Source organism: Corallococcus praedator (assembly GCF_003612125.1).
Lineage (GTDB): Bacteria > Myxococcota > Myxococcia > Myxococcales > Myxococcaceae > Corallococcus > Corallococcus praedator.
Window position 1 is genome coordinate 1 of record NZ_RAWI01000295.1, and the last position, 11,825, is coordinate 11,825.

The following is an 11,825-nucleotide window of genomic DNA, read 5'->3' on the forward strand; positions in this document are numbered from 1 at the left end:
AGCGCTCAGAACTCAACTGCATGGATCATCTGTGGCGCCCCCTGAAGCAACGCGTTTCCGCCAACCGTCAGTACCCCACGGTCGAGCAGCACGTCGGCGCCGCCATCCGCTGGGTGCTGGGCCTTTCTGCCCAGGACGCCCTCCGCAAGGCGGGCTGCCTCGCCGAGGGCTTCTGGCTACGCGATTTGTTAGAGAACTTCTGGCGACCTACTTAGTCCCGGCCCGCGTCCGGGCGACGCCCGAAGCGGGAAGGCTCATCTCGCCTTTGCCGCGGTGCGCGCCATGCCTCCGACGACGAGGTGGTGGAAGGGCCGGATGACGTTGAAGTACACGGGGCCGGCCCAGTTCCGGTAGTGCACCAACGTGACGACGTGGAAGCGGCGCCGGCCCCCACCGCCCGGCGCCGGCTCCGCGACGACAGCGAGGGTGGCCTCCAGGTGCTTGTCCGTCGCGGCCACCACCCAGACGTGTTCCTCCTCCGCGTGGCGCACGGTGAAGAACGAGGCCGGGCTGCCCGGGGCCAGTCCTGTCATCGGATACGGCACCGTATACCCTGGCCCTCGCCACCGGTCCGGCAAAGGGCAGAGGTGCCGAGTCCGCCCCGCGTTCCACGCCAGGACTCAAGGCCGTCCCGCGCGGTCCATGATGGGCACGAGCACCGCGGCCAGGTCGCCCATCACATTGATGTTCCCCGTGATGTAGCGGCCCGTCTTGGGGACGTAGAGCATGAAGCTCTGATAGCCCGCCGTGGTGCCCAGATGGCCGACGGCGACGACCCCTCGGGAGTCGAGCTGCATCACTCCAAGCCCGTAGCCCACCAGTCGCGACTCAGGCTCGGGCGCCGGTTGGAACGCGAGCATGGACTCCAGCGTCTGCTTGCGCTCGAAGAGCGCGCCAGCGCGCAGCTTCTTCCAGAAGGTGAGGAGGTCGGAGACGGTGGTCTCAAGGGCATGACCGCCAGAAGCTCCGGCCATCGAAGGGTCGACCACGGTGAGATCCGCCAGTCCCTCATCGAGCGGGACGTAGCCACGAGCGCAGGGCGCGGGGCAGTCCAGGTCTCCCGGCTCGGGGAGGCGTGTGTGGGAGAGCCCTGCTCTCTCGATGACCCGCTCGCGGACGATGGCGCGCCAGCTCCGGCCTTCCGCGGCCGAGAGGATTTCGCCGAGGAGCACGTAGTTGGTGTTCGAGTAGCCATATCCAGAACCGGGAGGGAACGCAGAGGGCTGGGCTCCGGCGATGCCGAGAATCTCTTCGAGCGTCCAGAGGTGCTCCGGGTCCGCCATGATGGCCAGGTTCGTCTCGTCGGTGACCCACTCCGGAATGCCCGAGCGGTGAGCGAGCAGCATGGCCACGGTGATGGATTGCGCGTTCTCGATGCGGTCCGTCACGCTCGCTGGCAGTCGCTCCGTCAGGGTGTCCTCCAACGCGAGAGTGCCCTGCTCGACAGCCTGGAGCACCGCGGTGGCGACGAGGGTCTTGAGGATGCTGCCCGCGCGGAAGCGGTGCTGCGCGGACATGGGCTGATTCCGCTCGACGTCCCCGACACCGGCGGCCCCCAGCCACGTCGAACCTTCGTCGGAGGCCACGGCCAGCGAGACGCCCGGAGTCACGCCCTTGGAGACGGCGTCCTCGATGATGGACTGGAGGTCCATGTGCAGCCTCGAAGACGCATCATCGTCGTCGCAACCCGTGACGACTCCGGCCGCCAGACCGAGGCACAGGGCGAAGCAGAGCGAGGCAAGCCTCGACCGCGTACGGGACATTCCGCCGGGGTCTCTCACGGGCGAACGAATCGGCGACGCTCGTGAGGACCCATGCTCGAGTGAATCACCGTGACTGACTTCAAGACGCCGGGAGTGAATGTCCATGCGCAAGGAACACTGCTCGGCTGCCGCGGTGTCACCTCTCCCCCGACACAGGCGGGAGGGAAAATACGCGCATGGGATTTCTTCGACTCGGCAGGCCGAGCGCTTTGGGGGGCCCTGCTCCAGGTCCGTCACCGTGCCAGGTGTTGAGTTTCTTCGTGCTTCTCCCGGGTGTTCAGTAGACGCCCCCCACCCCGCTCCCAACCCTGACTGCATCGCCGACGTGCAACTCCTGGCTCAGAAAGGGGCGCCGACCAGTTCGACCTTCACCTTGCCGCTGTTGATGCTGACGACGAGCGTGCGGATGAGCTCCTGCCGCTGCTCCGGGGTGAGCTGGGGCAACAGCGTGCGCAGCTCCTGGCGCTGCGCCTCGCTCCATCGCCCGGTGGCCACCGCGTTCTCCACCAGCCCTCGCCCCTGGTTGAAATCGGCCACGCTCCGCGGGGTCGGCTCGGGGGACCGAGGCTCCGGCGCGGAGGGCGTTGGCGCGGAGGTGGCGGCGCGCAGCTCCTCCTTGAGGATCTGACGGATCTCCTCGCGCAGCCCGGAGGTGTCCACGGCCACCGTCGCGCGCATGGGAAGCGCCTCCGCGGGAGGCTTGCAGGCCTCTAGCTTTCGCAGGGCCTCCTCAAGCCGGGCCTCCTGCCGCTCCAGTGCGTCGGACCGCACGGCGCGCCCCTCCGCGGGCCCGAGCCAGGCAGCGGTGCCGAAGCCGGCGGCTCCGGAGAGAATGGCGACGCCCACGAAGGGCCACAGGCGGGAGGTGCTCATGGGCGCGTTTCCACCCCGGAACGAAGGGCCCGCCGTGGGCCGGCCTGGGAGAGGACGGCCGGCGGGCGGGCCCGCGAAGGGGTCACGGCGTCTTCGGGTCGTAATACGACACGGTGTAGACGGAGAGCTCCGTGCATTCGCCGAGCGCATCCCACGCGAAGTGGATGTACGAGTCACTGGCCAGCGCGCGCGCCGCCGCGACGAAGCTGGGCCGGTAGGAGTAGCAGCTGACGTAGGTGCCGGAAGAGTCCTGCGCGAAGACGGATGCGGCCTCGCCGCCCGCATAAATCGTCGTCGAGACGCCGATGTACTGCTTGGTGTCGGCCGACGCACGGGCAGCGCCGAGGCTGCCGATCGCGTACCGGTTCGAGAGGTCGATGGCCACGGGCACGGTGAGCTTCACACCGGCCCAGGCCGCGGTGCCAAGCCCCAACGTCGCAACCGCCAACCCCGCGATGAGTGTCTGCTTCTTCATGGTGTTTCCCTCTGGAATGACGCAGCCGAAGAGCCACGGGAAAGCGGGCCTGAGTAGCGGACCGCTTCAACCGCCGTCAAGCAAGGAACCCCTGGATTCGATGTGAATCGCTGCGCCAGTCCGGATCACGCCTGCTCAGGCCGCGCTCTCCTCAGGGGCGTGGCAGAGGGCTTGGGCCCGTGGGCAGCCTGCCTTCAGGCGCTCGCGTGAGCCGGGAGCCACGGGTGTAGAATATGTCCTTCACGGGACATGACCCGACCCCCTGGGAGCACGGATATTGGACACTCGGCACCGTTGGTTCTCACCCGCGCTCCTGGAGCGGGCCTGCGCTCGGGGCTGGGCACTCCCGAGCCGGCTGCGTGTCCGGTTCGAGCGCGCCTTCGGGGCCGAGCTGAGCGGTGTGCGCCTGCACGAGCATCCCCTGGTCGCGAGGCTGGGGGCCGAGGCCCTGTGCTGGGGAGAGCAGATCCTCTTCGCGCCGGGAGCACTGGAGCTCGACTCGGCTCGCGGGACCCGGATCCTCGCGCACGAGTTGGTGCATGTGCTGCAACAGCGCGCGGGGCGCGCACCTCATGGGCACGGCGGGACCGGGCTGCTCGTGGATGGGGCCCTGGAGGCAGAGGCCGAGGCCCTGGCGGCACGGGCCCTCTCAGGTGAGCGTGCGCACCTCACGGCTCCGGGGACGGGCGGGGGCCGGTGGGCTTCACCCACCCCCGCGCTTCAGGCGTACCACGTCATCCCCAACGCCCAGTTCGTCGCCCAGGACGTCAATCTCCACAACGCCACCTTCGAGACGCAGCGGGACGGACTGCGGCCCCACCCCCACCCGAAGACGCACGCGGACAGCTTCCTCATCGACGCGGGGTCGGCGAACGTCATGGTGCGGGCGCACAACCAGGTCGCGCTCCGGTTCTCGGATGACAACGAACTCGCCATCGAAGACACCGATCCCCACCACGAACAGGCCAAGTATTTCTTCGCCACGGACAGCGCCATCGGTCGGTGCAACCGCGCGTTGAAGTCCGTGGGCTCCAGCTATCGCATCGCCAAGGTCCCCGGGCCGCGCTACCTCGAAATCGGCCCCCCCGCGCAGCCGGGCTGTCTGCCCTTCCTGAACGGCCCGGGACCCAAGCGGCTGTTCCAGGTGGCGATGTCCGAGAACGGGCAGCTCGAGCCCGCCGTCTCGCAGAACTGCAACGAGATCTCCGGCAAGGTCATGGGGGAGCAGCAGGACTCGCACCGCACCGCGAAGTTCAAGCAGTCCGGCAATCAGCTCTTCCTCAATCTGCCGCGCTGGCAGCTCGGAGGCTGGGCCCCTGCCTACGCGGCCCATGGCGACATTCCCTTCCGGCTGGCGGTCCTCATCACCACGTTCCTCTTCCATGGACAGGGAGAGGGACCCAACGCCGCCGCGGCCCGGCAACGCGCGGTCAACGACTACCAGGTGGGATTGCAGAACGCCCTGGCGGGTGCCAATACCCCCAATGCCCAGATGGCGGCGCTCTTGGGCTACTGCGGTCCCATCGGCCGCAACTATGGCCGGCTGGTGAACCGGGTCCGTGCCCATGCAGCCATGACGCTCAACGCTGTCACCCTCAACAGCGCCACGCTCGGCACACGTTATGAGCAGCTCCTCTTCCGTCTGGGCCTCAATGCCTATGCCGACTCACGGGTGGGCGATGCGTTCCAGACGTACTCGGTGGGCGGCATGGAGCGCTATCAGGATGCCCAGCACCGCAACTGGATGCGGATGCGGGACGAGGTGGCGCCCCGCCCGCCGGGGCCCGTTCCTCCGCCTGTCTACTGCGAGCCGGTGTGGGAGTACCACTGGGGCGGCGTGGTCGCGGAGAGCGGAGCGGACCGCATCACCTTCGAGAACTACGCCCGCAACTACGAGGATCGCGATGGTCCCCAGCTGCATGGCAGCGAGTCACGCTCGTTCTTCCAGATGACCCGCGTGCCCACCCAGATCAATGATCCGCTGATCGCCCAGTCCTGGCACGAGAGCTGTTACGCCCACGGCTTCGCCAATGCCCTGACGATGACCGTCTCCAAGATCAGCCGCTGTGGGCGCTAGCCGGCCATCCCTCCGCCGGGCTCAGCGAGACCAGCGGAGCCCGGCCACGGCTTCGCCCCCGTGCTCGTAGTACTCGATGACCACCGTGTGCTCGCCGGCGCGCATCCGCCGCCCCACGAGGAAGCTCGTGGTCGCCTGGTCCCTCCACCCGTTGATGATGCGGACGCCGTCCACGAACACGCGGATGCCGTCATCCGCCTGGGCGAGGAAGAAGTACAGGCCTGACACGAAGTAGAACCGTCCCGTCCAGCGCACGGAGAAGTCGTCGGGCCCGACCTCCGGCACGGGGCTGCCCGTGCCCCAGGAACGCGCGAACGGCGCCCCCTCGCAGCGCACCCGCGCGGGGGCGTCCGCCAGGTCCCGGTTGCCGAAGTACTCCGCCCGATACTGTCCGAGCGGGCACTCCGCGGGGGCGACGGTTTCGAAGAAGGCCGTGTAGCTGGCGTCGCTCGGCCCTGCTTGGATGACGTGCTCCGCGCCCCCGCCGTCCGACCACTCGCGGAACTCGAAGACGCCTTGCGGCGACGGCGCGACGAGGGTGTGCGTGGAGCCGACGATGACCTGGCGGACCCGGGGCGCCGGAGCGCTCGTGCCGTCGAACACCAGCTCCAGCCCCGGCGGTGACGTCTGGAGCGTCACCTGCACGAGCTGCGGTTGCACCGTGATGGTCCGGCTGCCCGTCAGCCCCGCCAGGTCGGTCGCGGTCAGCGTGAGCTCGAAGTGCACCTCGTCTCCGTGGTCCGGGATGGTGAACGAACCGGCCGCTCCCGTGCTCGTGGCGTACGGATGGGAATGACAGGTCCCCGCCGAGCAGTGGCGCAGGGTGACGGTCCACGCCAGCCGGTCGTCGGGAATGGGGCCCTCCTCGGCGTCGCTCGCCGAGCCCGAGTAGGCCACCACGTCGCCGACCTTGAAACGGAACGTCTCCGAGGGCGAGTGGATGACCGCGACGGGCGCCAGGTTGCCCACGGAGATGCTCACGGTGGCGGAATGGCTACCCCCGCGTCCATCGCTGACGGTCAGCCGGGCCACGTAGGCGCCGGCCGCGACATACGTGTGCTCCGGGGCGGGCAGCGCCGACACGGGGGAGCCGTCCCCGAAGTCCCAGTGGTACTGGAGCGTGTCATTGTCCGCGTCGCTGGAGCCCGCGCTGGAGAAGCGCACGAGCAGGGCAGGCGGCCCCTCGCGCGGCGTCGCCGAGGCCACCGCGACGGGTGGCGTGTTCCCCACCGTGTAGCGGATGCGGCGCAGCTCGCCCGCGAGGATGTCCACGAAGAAGAGGTTGGAGTCCGGCCCGATGCCGAGTTCGACCAGCCCGCCCACCCCGGTCGCGAACAGCGTCACGCTGTCGGGCACGAGCTGATCATTCGCATCCACCCGCAGGGAGCGGATCCACTGCTGGCTGTAGTCGCCGAAGAAGTAGGCGCCCTGCCACGTCTCCGGGTACGCGGGGCCCGTGTAGAAGGCGCCGCCCGTGGCCGTCTGGCCGACGCCGTGGTCCCAGACGTACAGCGGAGCTCGCACCGCGCCGGGCCCTCGTGCGTAGAGCGCCTGGCAGAGGGGCTTGGGTTCGTAGCCGCTCTGGCGGAAGTTCCCCTCGTAGCAGGGCCAGCCCAGGTTCGCCCCCGGGAGCGCGACGTTGATCTCCTCGTAGGTGGCCCAGCCGACGTCGCCCAGGTAGGGCGTGGCGGTGCCCGGGCGCAGGCTGAAGCGATAGGGATTGCGCAGCCCCAGCGCCCACACCTTGGAGCGGTTGGCCCCGGCATCCCCGTTCCAGAACGGGTTCGAGGCCACGCCCTCGCCGGCGCGGGTGATGCGCAGGACCTTGCCCGCGAGGGAGTCCAGGCGCTGCGCCCGCAGGGCGTTGTCGTCGACCGCGTCGAAGCGGGCGCCATCTCCCGACGTCACGAAGAGGGTGCCGTCCGGCGCGAACCGGAGGGAGCCCACGGAGTGCGAAGGACTGTCCGCGGGAATGCAGTCAGCCCCCTCGGGAAGGTCATTGCAGGAGTTGCCCACCGAGGTGCCGAGCAGCACGAGTTCGCTCGCGGGCGAAGCCCTGTCCCCCACGGCGGTGTAGCGCGCCAGCCGCGCCGTCTTCGGCCCGGAGTCATCCGTGTCATCGTCGTCGTAGGTGTAGAGCAGGTAGATGAAGCCATTGGTGGCGAAGGCCGGATCCACCTCCAGCCCCAGCAGCCCGCGATCATGGTGCGAGTTCACCCGCCCACGGATGTCGATGAAGGGCACGGGCTGGAGGAAGCCGTCCTTGAAGAGCCGGACCACCCCTTCCTTCTCGGCGATGAGCAGGCGCCCATCGGGAAGGGGCGCGAACGTCGTCGGGTACTGCAGGCCGGCGACCACGAGCTCGGAGGAGAAGCCTCCCGGGAGGGCGAGGGGGGCCTGGGGATGGGCCACGGCCGGTGGCCCCCATCCCAGACAGAGCTGGAGGAAGACCGCGAGGTGAGGCAGCCAGCGTCGCAATGACAGCATGAACTCATCCCATGGGTGGGAGAATGTCGGAAGACGGGAAGCTGGCACCTCCCCTTCCCTCGGCCATCCGCCCCCCAGGCCCCGGAGTGCTGTCAGCCATTGCGCGCCGGTTTCCTCCGCGGGTCGCACGTCCGTGCCTCTGGGGGCATGGACGTGGCAGATGGGCGGCCCCGTACTCCGGTCCGGCGCTACACGGACCCGAGCGGGCGCGCGCGCCGTCGGGACATCCACACGAGGGTCAGCAGGAGCAACGGCGTGCCCGCCATCGCGCCCGAGCCCGAGCAGCCACAGCCGGAGTCCTCCGGCTTCGCGCCCCCATCCGTGCCGGCATCCGTCCCCGGACCGGCATCCACGCCCGTGCCCGCGTCCACGGAGGTCCCCGCGTCCACGGAGGTCCCCGCGTCCACGGAGGTCCCCGCGTCCACGGAGGTCCCCGCGTCCACGGAGGTCCCCGCGTCCACGGAGGTCCCCGCGTCCACGGGGGTCCCCGCGTCGGTATCGGTGCCGCCATCCGTGCCGGCATCCACGACCTCCGGCGGGAGCACGGTCACCTGGAACTGGCACGAGGCGCGGTTGCCGGCCACGTCCGTCGCCTCGGCCTGGACGGTGTGCTGGCCCACCGGGAGCACCGTGGCGGGCGTGACGCGGAGGACGGGCGCGGCGTCGATGACATCCGTCGCCTTCACGTCGTAGGTCGGCGCCGCGCCCCAGGTGACGACGAGGTCCGCCGGGCAGCGCACCGTGGGCGGTGTCGTGTCCCGCCGCACGGTCACCGTGCGGCCCGTGGCGCCCCCGAGGGAGTACGCGGTGCAGGTGACGCTCTGTCCCGGCGTGTCGCTCGTCACCGTCAGCGGCTCACAGCCCACGGTGGAGAACGCGGTGCCGGACTCCGTGTCCCCGGCCTGGAAGCGAACCGAGACGTCGCTCCGGTAGAAGCCTCCGCCCCCCAGCGTCCCCTCCACTTCGGACGTCACCGTGGGCGGCGTCGCGTCCAGCTCGATGGCGAACGGCTCGCGGCCCTCCTCCACCGCCGTCGCGGCGAACACCATCCGGGCGCCCGCGAACACAGGCACCCCGGGCGCCGAGCCGAGCGGCCCCGGGGTCACGTCTCCCAGCAGCGTGGAGCCGCTCGCCCCCGGCAGGTAGAAGCGCGGCTCCAGGCCCGTGGCGGGCTCCGCCGCGTCGAACAACAGCGCGCCGCCCCGCGAGACGAGCCACGTCGCCCCCGTCGCTTCGGCGACCTTCACCGTGCCCGCCGGGGTTCCGTCCGTCCGCACGAGGAAGCGGCCCTGGGCGTTCTGCAGCAGCAGGTACGGCGTGCCGTGGTGCAGCGTCGCCGCGAGCAGCCGGCTTGCGCCCTCCCCCGGCTGGAAGTCGGCGATGCGGTGCGTTCCCGCCACCGTCCCGTCCGACACCCAGGGCTCACGCCCCACGCCCGCCTCCGTCGCGGTGAAGAAGAGCAGCCCGCCCGCCGCCTTCAGTTCCTCGGGCGCGAGTCCCTGCGTCGCCGTCAGCGCCAGCGTGCCCGCCAGCGTGGCGTCGCTGCGCCACAGCGCGCCCTGCGCCACGTACCAGGCGAGGCCGCCCGAGCTGGTGAAGGACTGCGGCTGCGCCGGCACCTGCGTGACCCGGGTGGTGCCCGAGGCGGTGCCGTTCGTCCGCATCAGGTCCCAGCGATACGCGGGGGCGTTGTAGTACGCGAACACCAGCACGTCCCCCACCGGGAACAACCTTGGCGAGGTGCTGAACGTGCTGGACAACGACAGCAGCCGCGTCGTGGTCGTGCTGCTCTCCGTATGCGTCCACAGCTGGAAGTACGGGCTCTGCCACCACAGGCCCACCAGCTTCGTCCCCACCGGATTGAAGTCCATCAGGGACCCCGCGCCGTTCGAACTCACGGCCGTGCCCGCTCCGGGGTTGCCCACGTAGAGACTGGAGTAGGCGGACTGGAACGCGAGCCTGCCCCCGTTCAGGAGGGTGAGCTGGTTGGGATACCCCGTGTTCTCCCCGTAGGACAGCGCGATGGCGTCCCGGGTGCCCTCCGGAGTGCCGTCCGTCTGGACGATGGGGTCCATCAACCCGCCCTTCCGCGCCGGGACGAAGTACGCCGTCGCGCCCGAGGAGACGAAGTCCTTGGGGTTCGAGCTGCCATTGGACGCCGCCATCACCCGGACGGGCGGCGGGTCGGTGACGGTGCCATCGCTGAGCCAGGCCTTCATCCGGCCGTCCTCCTCGGCACCGAAGAACGCACGGCCGAGCGTGTCGGGGGACCACAGCAGGTGCATCGCTGGATCCAACGCCTTCACCCGCCGCGTCCCCGCGACCGTCCCATCCGTGGCCCAGACCTCCTTGTGGCCCTCCACCGTGGCCAGGAAGTGCAACCGGTCTCCGCTCACCGCGAACTCGTCCGGGGAGGAGCCCGGCGCGCCGGGGTTCAGGTCCCCGAGCCGCAGCGTGCCTTCCGCCGTGCCATCGCTGGTCCAGGGCTCGGAGCCCGTCACACCGTCGTTCGCGGTGAAGACGAGCGCCGTGCCCACCCTGCGCATGTCCACCGGCGTGGGCAGCTTCGCGGCGAAGGCCATCACCTCCACCGTGCCCTCCGCCGTCCCGTCCGTCCGCCACAGCGCGGAGCCCGTGACCGTGTTCGAGAGGAAGTAGACGCGGTCCCCCAGCAGGATGCCCCGCGTCGGTCCCGAGGACTCGGCGCCGGGCACCAGGTCCTTCACCAGGACCGTTCCCGCGGGCGTGCCGTCCGTGCGCCACAGCTCCGAACCCTCCGCGGTGGTGGCCCACGCGAAGATGAGCTGCGAGCCGACCTTCCCGAACGACATCGCGCCGGCATAGGAGAGGCTCGACGACACGGTCTTGAGCAGCCGCGTGGACGTCGGGTCCTCTTGCATGAGGGACAGGGAATGGGAATAGGGCGCCGTGGAGCCACTGACGCGCTCGAAGAAGAGCCGGTCGCCGTCCTCCGCGATGATGGGCCCGGAGGCGCCACTGACGCGGCGGGTGCCCTCGGACGTGCCGTCGCTGGTCCAGAGCGTCCAGGAGCCGCTGTAGCCCACGTCGAAAAACAGCCGACCCGCGCGGGTGAAGACGCGCGTCTCCACCGTGTGAGCACTGTCGTCGAACGTGGAGAGCAGACGGGTGCCCTCGACCGTGCCGTCGGAGCGGTAGAGCTTGTTGCTCGACCCGAAGTAGAGGACGTCCCCCACCGCCACCATCGCCTTGACCTCGTGGTAGTTGTACTGGCCGAACGGGCTCACCCCCAGCCGCCAGGTGCCCTCGCTCGTCGCGTCCGAACGCCACAGCTCCCAGGCCGTCCTGCCGTTGTCGGCGATGAAGTAGAAGACGCCGTTCATCACCACCGACGTTCCGGTGACGCCCCCGCCGCCCTCCACGCTGTCCTTGATGAGGCGCGTGCCCTCCGGGGTGCCGTCCGTCACCCACCACTCGGTGCCGTGCACGGCGTCATGGAGAGGCATCAGCAGGCGCGAACCGAAGGGCGTCTCCGCCCGCACGCTGAGGCTTCCCTGGGGGCCCGGGTTCAAGTCTCCCAGGGGCCGCGTTCCCTCCGGGGTGCCGTCCGTCACCCAGGGCTCATAGCCATTGCCGTCGGTGTCCGCGAAGATGACCTTCCCGCCCGCCACGCCCATGAGGTCTGGCACGATGTACGTCGCGTTCTCCACCACGCCCGTGCGGAAGTCCCCGAGCAGGACCGGAGCGCTGGCGCCCGAGGACAGCGCCGACCGGGAGCGCGAGGGCTCCGTGCCGCTGGGGGACGCGCCGTCCGTGGAGGGAGGAGCGCAGGAGACGAGCGAGGACAGGAGGAGCACGAGCCCCGGGAGCGAACGCATAGGTTCGCCAACCCTACCCGAGCCCGCTCCGGCGAGGCACCTCCCCTCCGGACGGGGTACGGGCCTGCTCAGCGGTGCAAGGTCGGCTCCGTCGAGGTCGCCTTCCCGGGCTGCCCAGGCGGAGGCCATGTCCCAGCGCGCCGGGTCCGCGTGTCTCAAGGGCCATGAAGACACCTGGCTGGACCGCGCTGAGCGTAGGAGTGTTCCTTGGGGCCTGGGGCATGGCACGGCCCCCTTCGGCGGAGGCCTGCAGCCCCCCGCTGTGCATCGCGAGCAACAGCATCGTGCCCCTG

Annotated in this window: 8 protein-coding genes; 2 read left to right on the top strand and 6 right to left on the bottom strand. The window is 70.1% G+C overall.

Annotated elements, in window-relative coordinates:
- On the top strand, positions 1 to 215 hold a 215-nt coding region (locus tag D7Y13_RS29545), incomplete at its 5' end, for a hypothetical protein (RefSeq protein WP_439329238.1).
- Between the two features lie 39 nt (positions 216 to 254).
- Here D7Y13_RS29545 and D7Y13_RS29550 read toward each other — a convergent pair.
- The 4 genes from D7Y13_RS29550 to D7Y13_RS29565 form a co-directional block, all read right to left on the bottom strand.
- Positions 255 to 533, bottom strand: coding sequence for a DUF2867 domain-containing protein (locus D7Y13_RS29550; protein WP_120584159.1), 279 nt, complete (start codon positions 531 to 533; stop codon positions 255 to 257).
- A gap of 87 nt (positions 534 to 620) precedes the next feature.
- A complete protein-coding gene (locus tag D7Y13_RS29555) occupies positions 621 to 1,652 on the bottom strand; it encodes a serine hydrolase domain-containing protein (RefSeq protein WP_158620395.1) in 1,032 nt (343 codons plus the stop codon).
- A gap of 450 nt (positions 1,653 to 2,102) precedes the next feature.
- Positions 2,103 to 2,636: a hypothetical protein gene (locus D7Y13_RS29560; RefSeq protein ID WP_120531633.1), complete on the bottom strand. Its 534-nt coding sequence runs from the start codon at positions 2,634 to 2,636 to the stop codon at positions 2,103 to 2,105.
- A gap of 82 nt (positions 2,637 to 2,718) precedes the next feature.
- Complete coding sequence (locus D7Y13_RS29565; protein WP_120531634.1) at positions 2,719 to 3,111, bottom strand: hypothetical protein; 393 nt, start codon at positions 3,109 to 3,111, stop codon at positions 2,719 to 2,721.
- Between the two features lie 277 nt (positions 3,112 to 3,388).
- Here D7Y13_RS29565 and D7Y13_RS29570 point away from each other — a divergent pair, with 277 nt between their 5' ends.
- Positions 3,389 to 5,188 (top strand): eCIS core domain-containing protein, encoded by a 1,800-nt coding sequence (locus D7Y13_RS29570; RefSeq protein WP_120584161.1) that lies wholly within the window; start codon positions 3,389 to 3,391, stop codon positions 5,186 to 5,188.
- 21 nt (positions 5,189 to 5,209) lie between these two features.
- On the opposite strand, the gene D7Y13_RS29575 is transcribed toward D7Y13_RS29570, so the two are convergent.
- Together D7Y13_RS29575 and D7Y13_RS29580 are read right to left on the bottom strand one after the other, a co-directional pair.
- Positions 5,210 to 7,675: a PQQ-dependent sugar dehydrogenase gene (locus D7Y13_RS29575; RefSeq protein WP_233595631.1), complete on the bottom strand. Its 2,466-nt coding sequence runs from the start codon at positions 7,673 to 7,675 to the stop codon at positions 5,210 to 5,212.
- A gap of 188 nt (positions 7,676 to 7,863) precedes the next feature.
- Complete coding sequence (locus D7Y13_RS29580) at positions 7,864 to 11,532, bottom strand: HYR domain-containing protein (RefSeq protein WP_158620396.1); 3,669 nt, start codon at positions 11,530 to 11,532, stop codon at positions 7,864 to 7,866.
- Positions 11,533 to 11,825 lie beyond the last annotated feature (293 nt).